18 protein-coding genes and 2 tRNA genes are annotated in these 22,314 nt (G+C 69.5%); 8 read left to right on the plus strand and 12 right to left on the minus strand.

What is annotated here, in order from left to right; all coding sequences use genetic code 11:
• Window positions 1-177 precede the first annotated feature (177 nt).
• From ACFFR3_RS33900 to topA, 9 genes are all read right to left on the minus strand, one after another.
• Window positions 178-251: transfer RNA gene (locus ACFFR3_RS33900), tRNA-Thr, on the minus strand.
• Window positions 252-409: 158 nt separating this feature from the next.
• Window positions 410-1,240 (minus strand): PSP1 domain-containing protein, encoded by an 831-nt coding sequence (locus tag ACFFR3_RS33905; protein ID WP_379484460.1) that lies wholly within the window; start codon window positions 1,238-1,240, stop codon window positions 410-412.
• 304 nt (window positions 1,241-1,544) lie between these two features.
• Window positions 1,545-2,567, minus strand: coding sequence for a permease-like cell division protein FtsX (locus tag ACFFR3_RS33910; RefSeq protein WP_379484461.1), 1,023 nt, complete (start codon window positions 2,565-2,567; stop codon window positions 1,545-1,547).
• Window positions 2,564-3,091 carry a SigE family RNA polymerase sigma factor gene (locus tag ACFFR3_RS33915; RefSeq protein WP_364367730.1) on the minus strand — a complete coding sequence of 176 codons (528 nt, stop codon included), beginning with the start codon at window positions 3,089-3,091 and terminating at the stop codon, window positions 2,564-2,566. Before ACFFR3_RS33915 ends, ACFFR3_RS33910 begins: the two co-directional genes overlap by 4 nt.
• Window positions 3,092-3,144: 53 nt before the next feature.
• Entirely contained in the window at window positions 3,145-4,317 is a 1,173-nt protein-coding gene (locus tag ACFFR3_RS33920; protein ID WP_345392482.1) for a DNA polymerase III subunit delta', read from the minus strand.
• 59 nt (window positions 4,318-4,376) lie between these two features.
• Entirely contained in the window at window positions 4,377-6,419 is a 2,043-nt protein-coding gene (gene tmk, locus ACFFR3_RS33925; protein ID WP_379484462.1) for a dTMP kinase, read from the minus strand.
• Window positions 6,420-6,557: 138 nt separating this feature from the next.
• The gene (locus ACFFR3_RS33930) at window positions 6,558-7,118 is read right to left on the minus strand and encodes a helix-turn-helix transcriptional regulator (protein WP_345392485.1); all 561 of its coding nucleotides are present in this window, start codon (window positions 7,116-7,118) and stop codon (window positions 6,558-6,560) included.
• Between the two features lie 74 nt (window positions 7,119-7,192).
• The gene (locus ACFFR3_RS33935; RefSeq protein ID WP_379484463.1) at window positions 7,193-8,536 is read right to left on the minus strand and encodes a metallophosphoesterase; all 1,344 of its coding nucleotides are present in this window, start codon (window positions 8,534-8,536) and stop codon (window positions 7,193-7,195) included.
• 55 nt (window positions 8,537-8,591) lie between these two features.
• Window positions 8,592-11,282, minus strand: a complete 2,691-nt coding sequence (gene topA / locus ACFFR3_RS33940) for a type I DNA topoisomerase (RefSeq protein ID WP_345392491.1) — start codon at window positions 11,280-11,282, stop codon at window positions 8,592-8,594.
• Between the two features lie 189 nt (window positions 11,283-11,471).
• On the opposite strand from topA, the gene ACFFR3_RS33945 reads away from it, so the two are divergent.
• Window positions 11,472-11,657 carry a DUF5703 family protein gene (locus ACFFR3_RS33945; protein ID WP_103957247.1) on the plus strand — a complete coding sequence of 62 codons (186 nt, stop codon included), beginning with the start codon at window positions 11,472-11,474 and terminating at the stop codon, window positions 11,655-11,657.
• A gap of 107 nt (window positions 11,658-11,764) precedes the next feature.
• On the opposite strand, the gene ACFFR3_RS33950 is transcribed toward ACFFR3_RS33945, so the two are convergent.
• On the minus strand, window positions 11,765-13,843 hold the full coding sequence (locus ACFFR3_RS33950; RefSeq protein ID WP_379484464.1) for a chaplin family protein: 2,079 nt from the start codon (window positions 13,841-13,843) through the stop codon (window positions 11,765-11,767).
• 344 nt (window positions 13,844-14,187) lie between these two features.
• Window positions 14,188-14,811 (minus strand): hypothetical protein, encoded by a 624-nt coding sequence (locus ACFFR3_RS33955; protein ID WP_364367749.1) that lies wholly within the window; start codon window positions 14,809-14,811, stop codon window positions 14,188-14,190.
• Between the two features lie 330 nt (window positions 14,812-15,141).
• Between ACFFR3_RS33955 and ACFFR3_RS33960 the strand changes: the two genes are divergently transcribed.
• Window positions 15,142-15,227: transfer RNA gene (locus ACFFR3_RS33960), tRNA-Leu, on the plus strand.
• 26 nt (window positions 15,228-15,253) lie between these two features.
• On the opposite strand, the gene ACFFR3_RS33965 is transcribed toward ACFFR3_RS33960, so the two are convergent.
• Entirely contained in the window at window positions 15,254-16,603 is a 1,350-nt protein-coding gene (locus tag ACFFR3_RS33965; RefSeq protein ID WP_345392497.1) for a recombinase family protein, read from the minus strand.
• 88 nt (window positions 16,604-16,691) lie between these two features.
• Here ACFFR3_RS33965 and ACFFR3_RS33970 point away from each other — a divergent pair, with 88 nt between their 5' ends.
• The 6 genes from ACFFR3_RS33970 (at window position 16,692) to ACFFR3_RS33995 (ending at window position 22,276) form a co-directional block, all read left to right on the plus strand.
• Window positions 16,692-17,393, plus strand: a complete 702-nt coding sequence (locus ACFFR3_RS33970; protein ID WP_345409446.1) for a DUF433 domain-containing protein — start codon at window positions 16,692-16,694, stop codon at window positions 17,391-17,393.
• On the plus strand, window positions 17,368-17,784 hold the full coding sequence (locus ACFFR3_RS33975; protein WP_379484465.1) for a PIN-like domain-containing protein: 417 nt from the start codon (window positions 17,368-17,370) through the stop codon (window positions 17,782-17,784). The genes ACFFR3_RS33970 and ACFFR3_RS33975 overlap by 26 nt, the downstream gene beginning before the upstream one ends.
• A 137-nt stretch (window positions 17,785-17,921) precedes the next feature.
• Window positions 17,922-19,184, plus strand: a complete 1,263-nt coding sequence (locus ACFFR3_RS33980; protein WP_364367761.1) for a hypothetical protein — start codon at window positions 17,922-17,924, stop codon at window positions 19,182-19,184.
• Window positions 19,185-19,347: 163 nt separating this feature from the next.
• Window positions 19,348-21,552, plus strand: coding sequence for a 2OG-Fe(II) oxygenase (locus ACFFR3_RS33985; protein WP_379484466.1), 2,205 nt, complete (start codon window positions 19,348-19,350; stop codon window positions 21,550-21,552).
• An 84-nt stretch (window positions 21,553-21,636) separates the two neighbouring features.
• Complete coding sequence (locus ACFFR3_RS33990) at window positions 21,637-22,026, plus strand: type II toxin-antitoxin system RelE/ParE family toxin (protein ID WP_345392509.1); 390 nt, start codon at window positions 21,637-21,639, stop codon at window positions 22,024-22,026.
• Complete coding sequence (locus tag ACFFR3_RS33995; protein WP_345392512.1) at window positions 21,908-22,276, plus strand: helix-turn-helix domain-containing protein; 369 nt, start codon at window positions 21,908-21,910, stop codon at window positions 22,274-22,276. The genes ACFFR3_RS33990 and ACFFR3_RS33995 overlap by 119 nt, the downstream gene beginning before the upstream one ends.
• Window positions 22,277-22,314 lie beyond the last annotated feature (38 nt).

Consider the following 22,314-nt stretch of genomic DNA (forward strand, 5'->3'; position numbering starts at 1 on the left):
TCTGGCCGAACTCAGTGAAGTTTTCGACGGCCTTCGGGGCAGTCTCCAAGCAGTGCAGCGCATGAGCGGTGCTGGCCGCGACCGGTCGGAGAGCGTGAGAACCCGTAGCCGTACTTCGCTGCTGTACGCCCATGCAAAAGGCCCTCTCGGATCATCCGGGAGGGCCTTTGAGCTGGGAGCCGCCTTGGGGATTCGAACCCCAGACCCCTTCATTACGAGTGAAGTGCTCTGGCCGACTGAGCTAAGGCGGCATCTGCCGTGCAGCGTGAGAGAGTCTACAGGAGCCCGAGGGGTTCTCGCTCCCATCGGTCCGCCGATGTCAGGAAAGCTTCCTGCGGCGGACCGGCCCCCTCACGGCTCCGGCCACAGCCTCACCGCCTACAAGGTGTGGCCCGCGTCCCCGCCGCCCCTATGACGTGCCGTCCCCGCCGCCCCCGTACGTAGAGTCGTACGCCTTCCTGGGCCCGCACACGCTGGCCCGGGAGCACGAGCACCGCCGGCCCCCGTCGTTGAGCCGCACCACCACGGAGTCGGACGGCACGTTGTGGCCCACCACCGTTCCGGGCCCCTCGGGGGTTTCCACGCTGGTGCCCGTGCGCGGGGCTGAGGCGCGGAACTCCTGGTACAGCGGGTGTTCGTACTTGAGGCAGCACATCAGCCGGCCGCACGCCCCCGCGATGCGCAGCGGGTTGACCGGGAGGTCCTGGTCCTTGGCCATGCGTACGGAGACCGGCTCGAAGTCCTTGAGGAAGGTCGCGCAGCACAGGTCGCGGCCGCAGGGGCCGATGCCGCCCTGGAGGCGGGCCTCGTCGCGGGGGCCGATCTGGCGCAGCTCGACCCGGGCCCGCAGGTTGCGGGCCAGGTCGCGGACGAGGGCACGGAAGTCGACCCGGTGTGGCGCCGAGAAGTAGACCGTGTAGACGTTGTCCTCATCGAGGTAGTCGATGCCGACGACCTTCATAGGCAGCGAGTGCCGCTTGATCAGCCGCTTGGAGACGCTGCGAGCCTCGGCGCGGCGCCGCTTGTTCGACTCGTCACGCGACAGATGTTCCTCGCCGGCGGGCCCGGCGCACACCGGGAGCCCCTCTACGTCTTCGCTCGTGTACTGCGGCGCCCAGACGCACTCCGCCACCTCAGGTCCCGAATCCGTTGGTACGAGCACTTTGTCGCCCACCTTGTAGGTGTGCTCGCCGGGATCGAGGTAGTAGAGCCTCCCGTAACGGGTGAAGCTCACGGCCATGATCATTCCCATGGGCTCGAGCTCGCCTCCTGACGGCCTAGGGGTCATTTACCGTCTTCCCTGCCACATTACGTGGGCAGGCCCGCAGTGGTGAGGGGTGGCGGCGGCAGATCTTGAGCTGGGGCCCCGCCGACGCTGACCCCATGCCGTCGATCAGCCACCACCGACGGTGGCCCCACGCCGGTCGATCAGCCGCCGCCGCACTCGGCTCCGGCCGCAGCAGCATCCCGCGCCTGTTCCTGGAGTACGAGCTGGTGCTCGCCCTCGGCTGCGGCCGGGGAGCGGTGCTGCGCCGGCCGCAGGGTCAGCCCGTGCCCGGGCACATCGTCGTCGCCGGCAGATCGAGGCCGAAGTCGATGAACAGCGTATGTCGCGCGGGCACGCACGCCTGATAGACCACCGCCGCCACCCCCGGCTGCCGCTTCAACCGCTCGACCACCTCGCCCCCCTCCATCTCGTTCTTCAGCGCGATCTTGAAGCTGTCCGGCAGGTCCCCCACCCTGGTCGCATCGACGAGCGCCGGATTGCTCTCCTGGAACGACTCCTTGAAACGCTCGTAAGACACCTCCTTGCTCTCGAAGATGTGCTCCGCCACCTGCGGCGACGTGCCGATCAGCTTGTCGATCGCGCGCTTCTGCGCGGCCGTCGCGGCCTGCCCCTCCTTGCGGCCGGCACCGCATGTGGGCACGCGTGCGCCCTCGTTGCACAGGAAGACGCTGACCTGCCACTTGAGATCATCGGCGGTCGGCACCTTGGTGATGTCGGGCGAAGCCCGGTCGACGACCGTATGGAGCCCCTCCAGCCTGAAGACGGCTTGGTTCACCTGCTCCCGATCTCCACCCTTCTTGATCTTCAAGTGGAACGAGGGCGGCAGATCACCCGGCTTGACCGCGTCGAGCACGGCGGGGTTGCCCGCGTAGCTCTTCCTGAATCGCTCGTAGGCCGCCGCCTGGTCCTCGAAGGACACCTCGTTGACCTGAGGGAGCCCGCGCAGCACCGCCTCGATGGCCTCGACCTGCTGAGGGGTGGCGTCACGGCCACTGCACGGCGCCTCGGTCACTGCCTTCGAGCACACGAAGACCGCCATCTCGGCCGCCTCGCTCTGCGCGGGCTCGACCGCCGCCACGTGATCCCGGCCGCCGGTGCCCAGGGCCACGGCGGTCGCCGCCCCTGCGAAGACCACCACCGCCGCCGCCACGCTCAGCAGCCGGTAGTCCACGCGCCACCGCCGCTCGGGGGCGCGAAGGGGACGCAGAGTGGCGGGGTCAAGCGAGGCGCCGGCCTCGGCGAGGGCCTCGCGCAGCCGGTCTTCCACGGGACTGTTCATGATTGCTCCCCAAGTGCCCGGCCGAGCGCCGCCAGCCCACGCGTGACCGTGGAGCGTACGGTGCTCGCATTGATCTTCATCGTCTCGGCGATCTCCTGGTCGGTGAGGTCGAAGTAGTAGCGCAGCGTCAGCGCCTCGCGCTGCCTGCCGGGCAGCTCGCGCAGCGCGAGCAGGACCTCTCTGCGCTCCTCTCCCAGCAGCGCGGCGCTCTCCGCGGACCAGACGGGCGGCTCGTACGGCGGCGCCTTGCGGAAGACCGTCGCCCGCCGCCGCAGCACGGAGCGGCACCCGTTGAGCACCGCGGAACGCACGTAGGACAGCAGCTTGTCGGCCTCGCGCAGCCGGACCCGGCCGGCGCACGTGCGCTCGAACGCCTCCTGCACGACGTCTTCCGCGGTCGCCTGGTCACCGACCATGATGAGGGCCAGCCGGACGAGCCCGACGTGGTGCTCGGCGAAGATCGACGCGACGTCGACCCGGCGCCGCGCCAGATCCTCTTGCTGGGTGAGTAGTTCGGTTTCCACGCAACAGAGACGCCCGGCGGGCTCATCTGCTGCTTCGGCCGGCCAACTGTTTTTCAGCGCAGTGCCAGCATCATCGCCTCGACGGCCATCTGCGGGTTGACACTGGCCGCGAGGCGTTCGCGGCACTGCATGATCGCGTCGATGCGCCGCAGCGTCTCCTCCGGCGTCGTCGACTTGGCGAGCTGGTCGAGGTCGAAGCGCAGGTCGTCGTTGGCCAGCTCGACGCCCTCGGCCCCGAACTGCATGGTGAGCACGTCGCGGTAGAACGACACGAGCTCCAGCAGGGCGCTGTCGAGCGAGTCGCGCTTGATGCGGGTGGCACGCGACTTCTGCCGGTCCTCCAGCTCCTTGAGCGCCCCGGCACCACCCCTGACCAGGCCCCGGTTGAGCCCCTTGCCGGTGGACCCCTCGCCGTACAGCTTGCGCAGCTCCGCCGTCTCGTTCTCGTTGAGCGCGGCGGTGGCGGCGGCGGCCTCCTCCTCGGCGGTCTTCACCAGGCGTTCGGCCGCGGCGATGCACTCGCCGACGCCGGTCAGCGCGCGCGGGATGCTCAGCACGGCCTCTCGCCGCCGCCTGACGCCCTCGTCGAGTGCCAGCGCACGCGCGCGGCTGATGTGCCCCTGCGCGGCCCTGGCGGCGGATCTGGCGGTCTCCCAGGGCACGCTGTCGCGGGTGGCCAGCACGTGGGCGACGGCCTCGGTGGCGGGCGTGGTGAGGGTGACCTGGCGGCAGCGGGACCTGATGGTGATCATCAGGTCGTCGGGTGCGGGGGCGCAGAGCAGCCACACCGTACGCGGCGGCGGCTCCTCGATGGCCTTGAGCAGGGCGTTGGCGGCCGACTCCGTGGCCCGGTCGGCGTCCTCGAACAGGATGACCCGCCACCGCCCCTGCGTCGGCGCCCCGGCCGCGCGCAGGATCAGCTCGCGGGTCTGCTTGACGCTGTAGGACAGCCCCTCGGGACGTACGGACTCCAGGTCGGGGTGCGAGCCGATGAGCACCTGGTGGCACTGGTCGCAGTGGCCGCAGCCGCCGTCGGGGCAGAGCAGGGCGGCGGCGAAGGCGCGTGCGGCGTCTTCGCGACCGGCGCCCGGCGGGCCGGTGAACAGCCAGGCGTGCGTCATGCCGGCGCCGCGCCCGCCCGAGACGACCTCTCCGGCCGCCGCCGCGGCCCGCGACAGCACGGCGATCGCCTGGTCCTGCCCCACGAGGTCATCGAAAACCGTCACGGGGTCAAGGCTAACCGCGCCCGCCACCCCGGAGTACGCCTGAAGCCAGGGATCAGGTGTCAGTCTCGGATGGCGGGCATGGTGCCCGTGGCGTCTTCGGACTCGCGCGGCACCGGGTCGGGCAGGATCTCGCGGACCCGGTCGTGGATCTGCCGGGTGATCGTCTCCTGCGGCAGCGTGCCGTCGACCACGAGGTAACGCTCGGGCGCCGCAGCCGCCAGCGCGCGGAACTCCTTGCGTACGCGATGGTGGAACTCGAGCGGCTCGGACTCGATGCGGTCGGCGGCCCCGCCGAGCCGGGTCAGGCCCACCTCGGGCGGGGTGTCGATGAGCACGGTCAGGTGGGGCACCAGCCCGCCGGTCGCCCACGCGTTGACCTTGGACACGTCTTCGGGGTCGAGGACGCGCCCCGCCCCCTGGTAGGCCAGCGACGAGTCGACGTAGCGGTCGGTCACCACGATCGAACCCCGGTAAAGGGCCGGCCTGATCACCTTCTCGACGTGCTCGGCCCGGTCGGCGGCGTAGAGCAGCGCCTCGGACCGCGCCGACAGGCCCCGCTCGGCGGCGTCGAGCAGGATGGCCCGCAGCCGCATGCCGACCTTGGTGGCCCCGGGCTCGCGCGTCTGCACGACGTCGTAGCCCTGGTCGCGCAGCCAGATGGCGAGCAGCCGCGACTGGGTGGTCTTGCCCGACCCCTCGCCGCCCTCGAACGCCACGAACAGTCCTGGCACGTGCTCGGCGGCCCCCTTGGGGAACCGCTCGCCGCGCACCGCCGCGATCAGGTCGGCGGCCAGCGGCACGCCCTTCCTGTCGTCCATGTGGCGCAGCGCCAGCAGGCCGACGACGATGGCCAGCGCCCCGCCGATCACGAGCACGACGTTGGTGCCGTCGAAGCGGTAGCTGATCTGCCCCATGCCGAGGACGTGCACCCCGAACAACGCCGCCAGCGGGTTGGCCACGGCCACCACCAGCAGCAGCGTCACCCGGGCCGTCGATTGCAGGAACGCGAACGTACGGCCGCGCAGCGCGTCTTCGACCTCCAGCCCGATCAGCGTGTAGCCGATGATCCAGGCGATGCCCGCGCACGCCCCCAGCAGCACGGTCAGCATGACCACGATGACGAGGTTGTGCACCAGCGCGATCGCGATCAGCACCAGCCCCGCGACGGTGATGGCCAGCCCGAACAGCCGCCGCCGCGACAGCTCGCGCAGCAGCCTGAGCCCGAAGAACATGCCGAGCGCCATGCCGACGAAGACCGCGCCGAACACCACGCCGTAGGCCGCGTCGCCGCCGCCCAGCGCCTCGACATAGATCTTGGCCACGCCCACCACGGCGCCGCCGGCCGCGAAGGCGCCGAGCATGCCGATGATCAAACCGCGCACCAGGCGGTTGCCGCCCACGAACCGCCAGCCCTCGACGACCTGCTTGAGCACGGACGGCGTGGAGATCGCCCCGTCGCGCTTGGGGATGTCGCGCAGGGTGAAGATGAGGACGGCCGAGACGAGGTAGGCGCAGGCGTTGACGATCAGCGCCAGGCCGGTCGCGCCGTGGCCGGTGAGGAACGGCACCGCCCCGCCGATCAGGTCGCCCGCCACCGACAGCGCCGCGAAGAGCATGGCGGCGACCGGCGCGGTGCCGTAGGTGACCAGCAGGTTGAGCCGGTTGGCCGCCTCGAGCTGCGCCTTGGGCACCAGGTTGGGCACCGTGGCGTCCTTGGCCGGGACCCAGAACAGGTTGACGCACTCGACCAGGATGGTCGCGACGATGACCCACTGGTAGCTGTTGACGAACGGGATGGACAGCACGACCGCGAACCTGGCCAGGTCGGCCGCGAACATGGTCAGCCGCCGGTCGAACCGGTCGGCGAAGACCCCGGCGAGCGGCCCGAGCAGCACGGCGGGCAGCATCTTGGCGACGAACACGCCACCGACGGCCAGCGACTGCACGCGGTAGTCGCCCTCGGTGAGATTGCCCGCGAGGGCGGTCAGTGCCAGCAGGTTGAGCCAGTCGCCCAGGCTGCACACCGACATGGCCGTCCAGAGCCGTCGAAACGGCGCATTGGCCAGCACGTGGGCCGGGCGACTCCGGCCAGGGGCAGTCATGATTTCAGCGTATCCAGGTGTCGACCGGAAGGGGGTGGTCAAGAGACGGCCCGGATATTCCCGGTCGTCCGTGGCTGAGGGTATTACGACAACAGAGTCGGGCGCAGGTTACACACCTCGAATAGGCCCGCGAAAACCTCATCGACGGGTCACTCCGGCCTCTTGCCGCGCCGTTTCCACCAGGGGCCGCCACGCCGCCGCGATCTCGCCGGGCAGGTCGAGCTCGCTCCACAGGTCGATGAGCAGCACCGCGTCGATGTGGGCGAGCAGCTCGTCGGGCCCGCCGCCGCACAGCAGCGCGGTGTAGGCGGCCCGCCGCTCGTCGCGGTCGGCCAGCTCGTACGTGCGCCCGCCCACCCGCGCGACGCCCAGCGCCGCCGAGACAGGCAGCCGCCGCAACCGGCTGGGCACGTGGAACGTTTGCCCGTCACCCGTCGTGCGGGCGACGCACTCGACCTTGGCCTCCAGCACCAGCTCGAACCCGGCCGCGTCGAGGATGCGCCCCGCGGTCTCCAGCGTCGGCGACTTCCTGCCGTGCTCGTAGGCCGACAACGTGGTGCGCGACGTGCCGCTCACGCTGGCCAGCGCCTTCTGGTTGAGATCTGCCGCCCGTCTGGCCTGACGGAACAGCAGCCCGCCGCGCCGGGCCCAGGACGCGACCTCCTGTCCGAACGCCCGCTCCACCGGGGAAGAAGCCATGACCGCCCTCCGAGAGTATCCGCGCGGATACTCTACGCCATCAGAGCATCACGTGACCACTTCATTACCCGAAGTCAGCTCCGCAACTCCACCAGACTGATCTCGGGCGGCGCCCCCACGCGTACGGGCGGCCCCCAGAACCCGGCGCCCCTGGTGACGTAGACCTGCACGCCGTCGACCGTGGCGAGCCCCGACACGACCTGCTGCTGCAACCCCACGACCAGGTTGAACGGCGCGATCTGCCCGCCGTGCGTGTGACCGGACAGCTGCAGGTCGACGCCGTGGCGGGCGGCCTCGCTCACCTGGATCGGCTGGTGGGCGAGCAGCACCGTGGACCGGCCTGCCGCGCGTCCGCCGAGCGCCTTGGCGAAGTCGGGGCCGTCGCCGCTCGACACGCCGCCGACGTCGTTGACGCCGGCCAGGTCGAGCACGGCCCCCTGGTGCGCGATCTCGACCCGCTCGTTTCGCAGCGAGCGTACGCCCAGCTCGCCCAGCTCCTCGACCCACTCCTCAGGGCCTTCCGGCGAGAAGTATTCGTGGTTGCCGGTGACGAAATAGGCCCCGTAACGGGACTCCAGGCTCTTGAGCGGCCGCGCCAGCGAGCCGAGCTGGGCCACCGAGCCGTCGACCAGGTCGCCCACGATGGCCACCACGTCGGCCTCGAGCCCGTTGATCATGCGGACGATGCGCTGGGTGTGTCCGATGCCGGTGAGCGGGCCGAGGTGGATGTCGCTGACCACCGCGAACCGCAGGCCGTTGAGACGCGGGTCGAGCTTGGGCAGCCTGACCGTGACCGGCTCGATCACGGGGTCGCCCAGGGCGCTCGACATGCCGTACCCGACCGTGCCGACCGCGCTGACGCCGGCGATCGCCGCGGTGGCCCGCCCGAGAAAGAGCCGCCTGCTCATGTCCCCGCCGGCCGGCGGGGAACCGGTCGGCGCGGAACCAGCGGGCACGGAACCAGTGGGCAGGGAACCAGTGGGCAGGGAACCAGCGGGCACGGAACCAGCGGCCGAGGATCCGGTCAGAGCCTCGGCCGCCGCCGGGTCCCCGGTCAAGGTCGCCGTGCCACCGCCCGCCTCACTGGCGAAAACCGGCTCAGGCGCCGCAACGGGCTGAGGTGCCGAAGCCCTCCTGCGCAGCACCGCCCCCACGACGGCCCGCGGAATCTCCAGCACCGCCAGGATGATCACCAGGTAGAACATCACCGCCAGCCAGACGTAGCCCGCCCAGGCGATCCAGCTCTCCAGCCCCAGCCGCGACCCGATGAACGTCCCCATGAGGACCGCGAGCAGCAGCACCAGCGCCAGGGTCAGCGACACGCGCAGCCGACCGGGCCCGGTGGTGCCGCGCACCAGCCGGCGCCACAGGTAGTAATGCGCGAGCAGCACGCCGCCGGCGAAGATCAGGACGAACACACTGACGATGCTACGTCCGGCGGCCACCACCTGATGACCGCCGAATCCGACGAAGCTACGACTTGGTCGCGGGCTTCTTCGCCGCGGGCTTCTTGGCCGCCGTCTTGCGCGTGGTCTTCTTCGGCGCGGGCGCCCGCTCACGCCGCTCGGCCAGCAGCTCGGCGGCCCGCTCGATGGTGATGTCCTCGACGGTGTCGCCCTTGCGCAGGGACGCGTTGGTCTCGCCGTCGGTCACGTAAGGGCCGAAGCGCCCCTCCTTGACCACCACCGGCTTCTTCGAGTTGGGGTCGTCGCCCAGCTCGCGCAGCGGCGCCGCCGCCGCTGCCCGCCCCCTGCCGCGCTGCTTGGGCTGCGCGAACAGCTCCTTGGCCTGGTCGATCGTGACCGTCAGCAGGTCCTCTTCCGAGGAGAGCGAGCGGGAGTCGGTGCCCTTCTTCAGGTAGGGGCCGAACTTCCCGTTGTGCGCCACGACCTCCTCGCCCTCCAGCTCGCCGACGACCCGCGGGATCGACAGCAGCCTGAGCGCGTCTTCCAGGGTGATCGTGTCGAGGGACATCGTCTTGAACAGCGAGCTCGTACGCGGCTTCGGCGCGTCGGCCTTCTTCGTCCGCTTCTTCGGCGCGTCCTCGTCGGCGGCCGGCTCCGGCAGGACCTCCGTCACATAAGGCCCGTAACGCCCGTCCTTGGCCACGATCATGTGCCCGGTCGCCGGATCCTGACCGAGCTCACGATCACCGGTCGGCCGCGAGAACAGCTCCTCGGCCTTCTCCGCCGTCAGCTCGTCGGGCGTCATGTCCTCGGGGACATTCACGCGAGCGCCGTCGCGGTCGAGGTAGGGGCCGTAGCGCCCGACCCGCAGCACGATGTCGGTGCCCTTGACCGGGAACGAGCTGATCTCCTTGGCGTCGATGTCGCCGAGGTCGGTGACCATCTCCTTCAGGCCCTCGTCGCCGTCGGCGCCGTAGTAGAACCGCCGCAGCTCCGGCTCCCGCTCGGCCCGGTCGTTGGCGATGTCGTCGAGCACCTTCTCCATCTCGGCGGTGAAGTCGTAGTCGACGAGGTTGCCGAAGTGCTGCTCCAGCAGGTTGACCACGGCGAACGCCAGGAAGGACGGCACCAGCGCCGTGCCCTTCTTGAACACGTAGCCCCGGTCGAGGATGGTGCCGATGATCGAGGCGTAGGTGGACGGCCGCCCGATCTCGCGATCCTCCAGCTCCTTGACCAGCGACGCCTCGGTGTAACGCGCGGGCGGCTTGGTGGAGTGTCCGGCCACGTCGAGGCGCGACACGCTGAGCGCGTCGCCCTCCTCCAGGTTGGGCAGCCGCTTCTCGGAGTCGTCGCGGTCGGTGGACGGGTCGTCGGCCCCCTCGACGTACGCCTTGAGGAACCCGTAGAACGTGATCGTCCGGCCGGAGGCGCTGAACTCGACGTCCTCGCCGGCCGACGACCTGCCGCCGACCTTCACGGTGATCGACTCGCCGACCGCGTCCTTCATCTGGGACGAGACCGTACGCTGCCAGATCAGCTCGTACAGCCGGAACATGTCGCCGGAAAGCCCGGTCTCGCCCGGCGTGCGGAACTCCTCGCCCGACGGCCTGATCGCCTCGTGCGCCTCCTGGGCGCTCTTGACCTTGCTGGAGTAGACGCGCGGCTTGTCGGGCACGTACGCGGAGCCGTACAGCTTGATCGCCTGCGAGCGCGCCGCGGCCACCGCCGTCTCCGACAGCGTGATGCTGTCGGTACGCATGTAGGTGATGAACCCGTTCTCGTACAGCCGCTGCGCCACCTGCATCGTGTACTTCGCGGAGAACCCCAGCTTCCGGCTGGCCTCCTGCTGCAACGTGGTCGTCCGGAAAGGCGCGTACGGCTTGCGCGTGTACGGCTTGCGCTCGACCGACTTGACCGCGAACGAGACGCCCGCCAGCCGCCCGGCCAGCTCGCCCGCCGCCGCCTCCGACAGGTGCAGCACGTCGGCGCCGCTCTTGAGCTGCCCGGTGCTGGCGAAGTCGCGCCCCTGGGCGACCCGCTTGCCGTCGACCGAGGTCAGCGTGCCGGTGAAGTCGCGCGGCCGCTCGTCGGCCTTGCCGGTGTCGAACAGCGCCTGCAGGTCCCAGTAGTGGGCGGACGTGAACGCGATGCGGTCGCGCTCGCGCTCCACCACCAGCCGCGTCGCCACCGACTGCACCCGGCCCGCCGACAGCTTCGGCTTGACCTTCTTCCACAGCACGGGGCTGACCTCGTAGCCGTAGAGGCGGTCGAGGATGCGGCGCGTCTCCTGGGCGTCGACCAGGCGGAGGTTGAGGTCGCGCGGGTTGGCCACGGCGTCGCGGATCGCCTGCGGAGTGATCTCGTGGAAGACCATGCGGTGCACGGGGACCTTCGGCTTGAGCACCTCGCGCAGGTGCCAGGCGATGGCCTCGCCCTCGCGGTCCTCGTCAGTGGCGAGATAGAGCTCGTCGGCGTCTTTGAGCAGCTGCCGCAGCTTGGCCACCTGGGAACGCTTGTCGGGGTTGACGACGTACAGCGGCTCGAACCCGTGCTCGACGTTCACACCGAGACGTGCCCAAGGCGCCCCCTTGAACTTCTCGGGGATGTCGTCGGCCTTCTCCGGCAGGTCGCGGATGTGACCGATGCTCGATTCGACGATGTAGCCGCGCCCCAGGTACCCGGCGATCGTCTTCGCCTTGGCGGGCGACTCGACGATCACCAGGCGTGTTCCGCCGGCGCTGCCGTTCTTGGCTGGCACGCTGCTTCCTACCTCGCTGTTCGCTTGCAAATCCCCCTGCCGGGAGTCGGCACAGACTGAAAGGTAACCCGACTCGCGGAATTTTCCTTCCCCCGGGCTACCCACTAGCTTCCGGGTCCACCCACAAGCACGCAGAATAAGGCTCATCGAGCGGCAAGGCGCCCTGACCCACCCTGGAGACTAATCGTTGTGCTCGACTACTCCTACATGGATATCTTCATTCCGCGCGACCTCACCCGCGAAGCAGCACGTCAGCTGCTGACCGAACACGCAGAGTACGGACAGTGGGAGCTGGCGCGCGTGCGGGTGCACCCCGACGGCAGCCGTCACGTACGCCTGCGCAGAAAGATCATGCGAGTCCGCCGCACGCTGTGACCACCGGGCATGACTTTGCCCGTCCCGGGCCGCGCCCCCGGAACGGGCAAAGTTCAACCAGGTAGTGGATGAACGTCGAGGTACCTCAGATAAGTACCTCCTTTCTGCTACTTACGGCCGAGCCGGAACCGGCGCGCAGAGGCGAACAGCGTCGCGGAGGCGGCCAGCATGCCGCCGAACACGAGGGCGATCAGGGATCCGCTGTTCATCCCGGTGACGCCCGCCGGCTGCTCGGCGCTCATGAGGCCGATGCCACCGATCGGCAGGCTGCGGGTGGCCGAGGCGATGGTGCTGCCGGCCGGGGTGGAGGCGACCAGGTCGGTCGCCGGGGAGAGCGCCGAGATGGGGCTGGACGGAGCGGTGCGGCGCTTGTGGTCGGCGGGGGCGGCGGCGTGCTTGCGCTTCGGCGTGGCCGGGGCCTGGGTCAGGCCGGGCAGCTCGGGGAGCGCGGGCAGGCCGAGGGTCTTGGAGATGTCCTCGACGACGGGGACCTGCGAGGTCGCGGCGGGCTTGGTGGCCTCCTTGACGTTGCCGACGCCTTCGAGCCCGCGGGTGACGCCGCTCAGGTCGCCGGCGCCGGGCAGGTGCTTGGTGACCTCGGTGGCGGGCAGCCCCTGGGCGAGGCCGGCCGCCGCGGCGCCGACCTCCTGGCCGCCGCCGCCCAGCACCGGCAGGGCGGGCGCGATGGGCAGCAGGCCGCCCTTGGCCGCCGCGAACTTGGTCGTGGTACGGGCGAAGCGGTCGAACCTGCTCGGCCCTTCGTGGCCCGGCTTGCCGACCCGGGCGCCGCCGAGGCAGCCGGCCGCCGCGTCACCGAGGACCGCCGCCGCGTTGCCGCAGACGTTGACCGGCGCGGTGATCGGCGCGACCACCTGGTTACCGCTCAGCACGCCGCCCGCACCCGAGGTGCGGTTGTTGCCGCCGCCGACCCCGTGCTGCGGGTGGACGCCCGCACCGCCGTGGCACTGGGCCCGCGAGAGGCCGAGCACGGCGGCCGCGTTGCCGCAGGCGTTGACGGGGGCCGTGATCGGCGCGACCGCCTGGTTGCCGGCCAGCACGCCGCCGGCGCCCGACGTGCGGTTGCCGCCCGCGCCCCGCGCCGAGTTCTTCACCGTGGCGCCGCCCTTGCACCCGGCGAACGCGTGCCCGACCAGTGCCACCGCGTTGCCGCAGACGTTGACCGGCGCGGTGATCGGCGCGACCACCTGGTTACCGCTCAGGACACCGCCCGCACCCGACGTACGGTTGCCACCGGCGCCCGACTGCCCCGACTGCTCCACCTTCGCCCCGCCGCGGCACCCGGCCGAGGCGTTGCCCACGGCGTTGCCGCAGACGTCGATCGGCACGCTGATCGGCGCGATGACCTGGTTGCCGCTCCCGACGCCGAAGCGCCCGTCGGTGTCGTTGCCCCTGGACCCCGGCGCCTGGTGGCGGGTGTGGTAGCGGTGGCCCGGCCCGCCGTTGTTGGTGACCGACGAGCCGCCCTGGCAGCCGGAGAACGCCCGGCCCACCGCGGCGACCGAGTTGCCGCAGATGTTGATCGGCACACTGACCGGCGCCACCACCTGGTTGCCGCCGCCGACGCTGCCGTTGCCCGACGTACGGTTGCCGCCCGCGCCCTTGCCGGTGTTGTGCACCGTCGCGCCGCCCTTGCAGCCCGCGGTCGCGTCGCCGAAGATGGCCACCGCGTTGCCGCAGGCGTTGATCGGGGCCGAGATGGGCGCGGTGATCTGGTTGCCGCCGAGCACGCTGCCGTCACCCGACGTGCGGTTGCCGCCGGCCCCGCCCTTGCCGTGGGTGCGGACGGTCGAGCCGCCCTTGCAGCCCGCGTCGGACTTTCCGATCAGGGAGACGGCGTTGCCGCACGCGTTGACCGGGACGCTGATGGGCGCGTTGACCTGGTTGCCGCCCAGCACGCTGCCGTTGCCCGACGTCTTGTTGGGGATGCCGTTACGGCCGGTGTTGACGACTTCCGCGCCGCCCTGCGAGGTCGCCTCCGACTTGCCGACGGCGGCGATCGCGTTGCCGCTGATGTCGATCGGCAGCGAGATCGGCAGGTCGACCTGGTTGCCGCCGCCGACGGACCCGTTGCCGGAGGTGTCGGCGAGCGCGGTGCCGCCGCCGAACGACATGACGGCCACGGCCAGCAGAGCAGCAGGGCTCGATGCCTTCGCCCACGTACGCATGATGGATGCTCCTAGTGGTTCTGGGGGGATGATGTGAATCGGTCTCGCGCGCCTTGCCCGGGGCACGGCTGTTGGGACGCCGTACGTTCCACGCGTTGTCACCGCGTGCAGCGGGAGACCCAGGGGATGCGCGAACCGCGTGAACTGACGTTGGTCTCACCCGCGGGCGGCGATGCGGTGGCGCCTTGATGCGCCTGCGCTACCGGTGAACCGGCACGCTTCGCCGCCGCGTTCGTACTGGGAAGCAGCGCTCGCTCCGGAGAGCTCGATCCGGGAAGCCGCGCTCTTCGCGGTCCGGTGGGCGGCCGGGCTGTGGCCGGCCCGCGCCCCGGACCTTCGCGGGATCAGTCAGGTGAGAAAGAGGGGTCGTCCGCCGCTGTGCGGACGACGGGGGGAAGCAGACGCGCCAGAGGTGCGCGACCGGCCTCGAGCCGCGGGTCGAAAGCGGACCTCGCGACGTCCCCCGCAACGGACCCGAACGGCCCGCTGCCACCGCCGTTGGGCACCAAACCGTTGGTGTCCAGGATCTTTCCGGCGCTGGACGGTGACGGCAGGCCAGGATCCTGCTGGCTGTTGAGGCCGTCGACCGTGCGCCCCGCCATGGCTTCGGCGTTGACTGACGCCGTCACGGGGCTGGTGAGTGAACGATGAGCCTGGGACGCGGTCTCATCAAGAGAGCCGGCCTCCGAAGCCTGGGATCCGGTCTCTGCCGCCGCTCCTGTCGCCGCGGTGGAGTCCGCGGCCGCCGGAGCGGCGGTGAGCATGCCGAACAGAACAGCGAGCAGCCACCCTGCGGCCACGAGGACCCCGGTGGCGGCTGCACGAAGGATGACTCGCCGGGCGCCGGCCGCGAACCGCGCCATCCGGTCCGCCCGGTCGATGGTCACGCCCTGTGCTGAGCTGGCGACACGCGGGCGGCGAGCAGCCCGGGCCGAAGCCCGCACCTGCCTGTCCGCCTCGCGCGTCATGTGCCCTCCAAAGCTCCAGAACCGGCCTCACGATGTGAGGCCGGTCCGTGGACTCACCCCTCAACGATCCGTAACCGTAGCAGCACCCAAAGTTGCCGCAAGCACTTTTCAGCCGACGACCAGAATTTCCCCAACTCCCCAGTACGCAGACCCACCCCAACCCACCCATCCCCCACCTCCGAGCCCCACGGAACCCCCATCCCGAGCCCCCGTTCCCCCCACCCCACCCCCTCGACGAACCGGCCCCGGTTTCTCGGTATGACTCAGTGCTCAGAGTTTGCTAACCTTACGGAGCCGACGCGGGATGACGGTCTCGCGTGCAGGCACCAAGTCCGGGTGGCGGAATAGGCAGACGCGCTAGCTTGAGGTGCTAGTGCCCAGTGATGGGCATGGGGGTTCAAGTCCCCCCTCGGACACAGGATTACCCCATGAAGAGCCTGCCCTAAGGGGTGGGCTCTTCAGTGTTGAGCTCAGTCACCACACGGGTCGCCGCGTGGCAGATGATGACCAGGCCATTGGCTCGTAACGCAGAGACGATCTCTGCAGGCTCCTTCTGTGCTTTGCCGCCGACGTGCGCTGACAATCCTGCCAGCAGTCGGTCCTCACGTATATACAGATACTTCGGGCTGGACACCTCGCGAGGTCTGGCGCTGGTGTAGCCGTGGCGGCACCGATAGCCAGGACGTCCGTTCGCCCAATGCGAATCCAGACGGCGCCCGCAGAAGCCGCACTTCAGCAGGCCCGCGAGTAGATAGACGCGCGGACTGCCGTCCTGGGCGGGTCGAGCGGCTCGGATGGCCTGCGCGGCGACGAAGTCTTCGTCGCTGACCAGTGCTGGATGGCTCCGCTTCGTCGAGATCGCCCACTCCTGAGGAGCGTTCCAGCCGCGCGCCGTTGCATCGGTGGCGCCGCTGTTCTGGCGGTTCCAGACCTGGCGACCGGTATAGCGCGGATTGCCGAGGATCGCAGCGACGGTCCGTAGCGTCCAAGCATGTCCAGACCTGTGTGTGTTGCGCTGGCGATCCACGTCCGAGGGGCACGGTACGCCGCGTTCGTTCAGCATCCGGGCGATCCCCGCCACGCTGACACCCGCAAGTCGCTGCGCGAACATCCACCGTACGTGCGGTGCCGTGGCCGGGTCGGCATCAAGCTGGTGCAGACGGCGCCCCCAGCGGGCGTGTGTCCGGTTCGGATGCGGACCCGCGTCGACCAAGCGGTAACCGTACGGCGGCCGCCCACCGAGAAACCGTCCCTGGTCGGTAGCCTGATTGCGCATCGCGGCCAGCACGCGGTAGCGGGCACGCAGCACCTCCCGCTGTGATTGCCCGCCCAGCAACAGCATCAACGCCTGATGCATCGGGCTTGCTGGATCTACCGGCCCACCTGCCTCCGGCAGCCACAGCTGGACGCCATGGGACTGAAGGAGCGGCAGAAGCTGCGCGAGCTGATCCCCGCAGAACGCTCTTTCGTACTCGCCAACCACGATCGCGTCCCAGCCACGGTCCGGATCGGTCAGAGCCATCAGCAGTTCGGCGGACTGCGGCCGCTCTTTCCATGGTAACCGCCGCGAATATCCGACATCCACGAACTCGGCCACAATCACGCCCAGGCTTGTGACCAGGATCTGCGCCGCCTCACGCTGCCACCCACACGAGGAGACCGGGTCCTGGAAATCCTCGGTGGAGGTCCGCGCGTAGAGGGCGAACCGCAACGGCCCGTCCTTCGAATGACGACGAGAAGATCGCGGACTGATGACCTTGTGCTGGACCCAGCTGTCGAACAAAGAGGACATACCTAGTTGACGCAGGAATGCGCCGCCTGTGATGCCACGTCATGAGGCATCATGGAGAGGCTTAACGACGTGATCCCGGGAGGTGAGCATGGCCATCGATCGGTTCACCACGCCGCTGTACGGCATCGCCGAAGCTGCCGGCTACCTCGCGATCCCCGCCTCCACCTTCACCAGTTGGGCCTTCGGTTATCGACGCCGTCAACGCGACGGCCGTGCGATCCGCGCTGAGCCGGTCATCACCGCCACCCGGGCAGAGCGGCCGAACGAAGCGTCCGTGCCGTTCATCGGCTTGGCCGAGGGCTATGCCCTGGCCGCGTTCCGGCAGGCCGGCGTACCACTGCAGCGCATCCGGCCGGCAATCGACGCATTGCAGCGGGAACTCGGCCTGGAACACGCTCTGGCCAGCCGCCGGCTCTTCACCGACGGCGCCGAAGTCCTCTACGACTACGCCGAGCACGTCGGCGACGACTCGGCCCGCGAACTGGTCGTCGTCCGCAACAACCAACGAGTCTTCACCGAGATCGTGCAGAACTACCTGCGCCGCGTGCACTTCGCACACGACGGATACGCCGAAGTGATCACGCTTCCGCAATACCGCGTCGCCGAGGTCACGATAGACGCCCGCCACGCCTTCGGCCGGCCCCGATTCGCCCGCGGGGGCGCCAAGATCGAAGACGCGATCGACCTGTTCCGGGCCGGAGAGCCCGTCGATGTCGTGGCAGAGGAGTACGGGCTCACCCGCGACGAGATCGAGGATGTCCTGCGTGTCGCCACCCGAACAGCCGCGTAGGTTCTTCATCGATCGCAGTCTCGGCCGGGTCGCCGTACCCAAACTGCTGCGCGAAGCCGGATGGGACCTCATCACCCTGGCCGAACACTACGGCGTCCCCCAAGACGAGACCATCGAAGACACCCGCTGGATCGAAGACAGCGCCAAGCTCGGCTGGGCCATCCTCATGAAGGACAAACGCATCCGCTACCGGCAAGCCGAGATCGACGCCGTCATAGGACACCGGGCCCGCTGCTTCGTCGTCACCCGCGGCGATCTCACCTCCGCCGCCTACGCCGAACGCTTCATCACCAACCAACAGCCCATCTTCGCTGCCTCCGCTACCCCTGGGCCCTTCATATTCGCTGTCCACGCCGACCGGCTGGAGCGTCTATATCCCCCGCATCACTGATTCCCGCACTTGCTTCCGGACCCTGCTGTTCATCGCAACCGGGCGTACATGAGTTCATTGAATCCGACCATGTCGGCGAACCTCGATCGTGCGACCCAGCCGGCCGCCTTGGTCAGGATGCGGCTCGGTCACCGGCTGTGGTGGACTGGAGCATGCCTAAGAGCCGCGGCCGCCGCAAGGCCACCGGCAGCAAGCCGGTCTGTCGTTCGCCCCTGCCGCCGCGCCGATCTGACCTGCTGCTGCGTGACGCACGGCAGCTCACCGGCCCGACTGATCCACTGATGGCCGAGGTCTGGGCCAGCAGTTGGCTCGGTCAAGCATGGGTGACCGCGGAGCTGAGCGAACGCGAGGCCGAGCATCGGTTGTGCATGGAGGTGACCGGCCGGGCATGCACCAAGCCCACACCGCACGGCTTGGCCGCAATCGCCGCGCTTGCGCGGGTCGCACCCGCCACCGACATCACCATGCTGGCCGAGACGATCGACATCCTGACCGAGACCCAGCCGCTGCCTCCCTGGTACACCGCCATGTCCGCGGACGCGGCATGGACCGCGACATCGGCGTGGCGAGCGGTGGACGTGTGGGACCGCGAACAGGTGCTGCTCGTCGATTACGACGGCCCGCATCCCCACACGTTGATGGTCCAAGTCCTCAAGCCCGGTGGGCTGATGATCGGCAAGATCGCGGTCCTGGAGCCCGGCGCCGCCGCGCAGTGGGACCAGCGGCACGAATCCGATGAGGTGCCCATGCCGATCACCCAGGCTCCGGTGGCTGAGGTGCTCGCCGACCTGGCCGACGCGTTGCGCACCACGGATATCACCTGGCCGCGCAACGACGACGAGGACTTCGTCGACAATCGGGCACTGGCCTGGTCCCGCTGCCGCGATCACTTGCCCGCCTGGCCCGAACGAGACGGCCTCCCCGAGGCCGAACGCCACCGCCTGATCCAGGAGTTCACCAGCACCAGTCATACGGACGACGACGTGAGCAGGTCACTGGCCGAGCTGTTCCTGGACTACGGCGAGGGCTACATGATCTCCGGCCCGCTGACTTGGAGCCCGGACGAGGTCATGCTGCTGCTCACCGACTGGCTGCCCCGCAAGGCCGTTCTCGACGCCGAGCAGCGGGCGGCGCTTCCCGACGTTCTGCGCCGGTGGGTGGCCTACGCTCTTGTCCGGCGCGGCGTCGATGCACCCTGGATCACCCCGGTGGTCGACGCCGTCGACGCCCACCTTCCCGCGTTCCGGCAGGCGTTCGATGACGGCACCTCCTGGGGACCCGCCAAACAGATCGCCGCCGCCCTCACCGACCGCGGCATCGACCTCACCGATCGGCAAGCCGTCGACGATGCCATCCACGCCCTCAACGCCGAACGACTCGCACGCCGCCTCCTCCCGTGATCAAGTGCGGGTACCGGTGAGCCGCGTCGCGGTCTCGATAGCGGTCCAAAGGAGGAATTCCGTGCCCGGCATCGCTCGTGAACAAGTGGCCGAGTTGCTCGCCACGTCGGCGGAGTCCGCTGCGTCCAGCGCCTCGCGAAAGCTTCCCGCAGCCGATCTCTCGGTGGCGGTCGATGGACTCGGCCCACTACGGTTTCCCATCGCCGATGAGCAGGCCGTCCAGCTACGCGAGCTCGGCCGCCGCGCGCGGTTCGGGCGGGGTGAGCAGACCCTGACCGACCCGGAGGTGCGCGACACCTGGGAGATTCCCAAGGAGCCGGTGCACGTCGAGTGGACGGAAGCGTTCACGGCCGTCCTCGACGGGATGCGCGCGGAATTGGGACTGCCACCGCACTGCCAGCTCATGCCCGAGCTGCACTCCGTGCTCCTGTACGAGACCGGGCAGTTCTTCGTCCCGCACCAGGACTCCGAGAAGGACGATGCCATGGTCGCGACCTTGGTGGTGTCGCTGCCGTCCGCGCACACCGGCGGCGAGCTCGTGGTCGAGCATCAGGGCCAGAGCAAGAAGTACCGGGGACTGAAGACCGCGGTCTCGCTGGTGGCCTTCTACTCCGACTGCCGGCACCAGGTTCTGCCCGTGAAAAGCGGCAACCGCGTCACCCTCACCTACAATCTGCTCCTGAGGGGAGACAACCAGGTCTCGGCGACCGAAAGTCCGCTGGTCGGCGACCTCGCGACTGCCCTTCTCGCGCACTTCGCCACCCCGGTCGTCCTGCCTTACAGCTCCCGGAAGGGGAAACCGCCGGCGCGACTGGCGTACCTGCTCGACCACGAGTACACCGCCCGAGGGCTGAGCTGGTCCCGGCTGAAAGGGTCAGACTCCGCGCGGGGCGCCCTGCTGCGGGCCGCTGCCGAGCGGGCGGACTGTGAGATCGCCCTGGCCCTCGCGGAGATCCAGGAGACCTGGGACGCCTACGACGAGGACGAGGACGCGTGGTACGGCGACCATGAGGACGAGGATCCCGACGGCTACCAGGACCCCGGCAGCACGGACGACAGGCAGTACGTGCTCCAGGACCTGATCGAGACCTCCACCACGCTCACCCACTGGATCGGCCCGGAAACAGGGCGGCTGGAGGACATCTCGCTGGACATCAGCGACGCCGAGGTGGCCTCGACGACCCCGACGACCGACATGACGCCCTACTCCTCCGAGTACGAGGGCTACATGGGCAACTACGGCAACACCCTGGACCGCTGGTACCGGCGGGCGGCGCTGGTCATCTGGCCCCGGAACCAGGGCTTCGCCAGCCGCGCAGAGGCGTCTCCAGGATGGGCGCTGGACGAACTCGCCGCGACGGCCCGTGCCGGCAAGATCGCGGAGGCTCGTGAGGCGGCGCGGTCGCTGGAGTCCTTCTGGCACGCCGCCGGCCGTTACCCCGGCCAGGCCGAACTTCTGGGCAAGGCGTTGGAGGCGGCCAGGGAGCTGGATGACGCGCAGGTCGCGACCATGCTGCTGCGGCCGTTCGCGCTGGAGCGGCTGATCCCTCCTCATGGTCCGGCATTCGCGGCCCTGGCCACGCACTACGGCGACATCTGGATGGACGGCCTGCTGCGCTACTGGACAGAGGGCTGGCGGCCCAGCTCCTACGGCCTCGCCCAGGCACCGTCGGAGTGGTTCGAAGATCTCCCACGCCTGTGTGCCGCGCTCTCGACGGGGGGAACCGCGTCCACCGCAGCCGCCCGCCGCATCATCGAAGTGTCATGGACGATGTTCACGGGCCAGGTCGCTCCGGCACTCGACGGGCCGCTCACCTCCCGGCGGGAAGCATGGCTGACCGCCTTGGGGGCGCCATGCGCCGGGATCATCGCGGCCGCGGCCAGGCTGGGATCGACGGACGTTCTCCAGAACGCCCGCAAGCTCACGCGAACGGCTGGTGATCGGGCGCACGCCCTGGCGATGGCGACGCTGCGTGCCGCCGGGACGCGCCGAGCGGGCTTCGGCGAGCTGGCCCTCTCCTGTGCCGATCGAATCCGCGCATTACTGGCGCAGCCACAACGCGCGCCGGGCGACTGGTCGATCAAGCTGCCCACCGGATGCGCGTGCGAGCTGTGCGAGACGCTCGGCACGTTCCTCCGAGACCCTGAGCGACGCGCGCTCGACTGGCCGCTCGCGAAGGACAGGCGCAGGCATGTCCACGCCAGGATCGATGAGGCCGAGCTGCCTGTCCATCACGAGACCAGGCGGCAGGGCCGCCCGTACACCCTCGTACTGACCAAGACAGAAGCCCTGTTTGAACGTGAGCGTCTCGCCCGTGAGCGCCACCAAGCGGATCTGGCCTGGCTCACCGATGAATGGAAGGTCTGAGCTCTCCTTTACCAGCGGCACGATCCATCACAGCTGGAACTCCTCACCGACCGGCACTACGACAAGGCCGAGCGAGCCGTCGACATGCTCGCAGCCCGGCCGACCACCCTGGGCGAGCCCTATTCACGCCACCTCGGCGGCGAGGTCCGCGAATTGCGCTTCATCCTGGACGGCAACGCCGTCCGCATCACCTACTGGCTCGCACCCGAGCAGCGGATCATCCTGCTCACGGTGTTCCGCAAGACCCGGCAACGAGAAGAAGCCGAGGTCGAGCGGGCACGACAAGCACAGAAGGTCTGCGAAGCAGAGCACGGCCCCGCAGAACACACCTACGACAGGCGAAGGAGGACACGCCGTGAACCACTCCCAGTGGAAGACCCGACGAACCAAGAAACTTCTGGGCGAAACAGTGGACGAATCCCCCGCCTACGTCGAGGCCGGATACGCGCTGGCGCTCGGACAGGCCGTCTATGACCGCCGCACCGCACTCGGCCTCTCCCAGGCCGAACTCGCCCGCCGCGCGGGCATGACCCAACCCCAGATCTCCGTCATGGAAGGCGGCGACTCCAGCCCCACCCTCCCCCTCCTCACCCGTCTCGCCAAAGCCCTGGACGCATCCCTGACCATTCAACTGGACGACGACACCTCGGCATTCGTCTTCACGCCCCACCACAACCCTCAACCCAGCAAGCCATCCACTGACGGCCGCATCTCAGCAGCCTGACCCAGGCAGAGGGTTGTCACTTCAACCTGTACGGACAT

The sequence above is a fragment of the Nonomuraea salmonea genome (genome assembly GCF_042428605.1).
Taxonomy (GTDB): Bacteria; Actinomycetota; Actinomycetes; order Streptosporangiales; family Streptosporangiaceae; genus Nonomuraea; species Nonomuraea salmonea.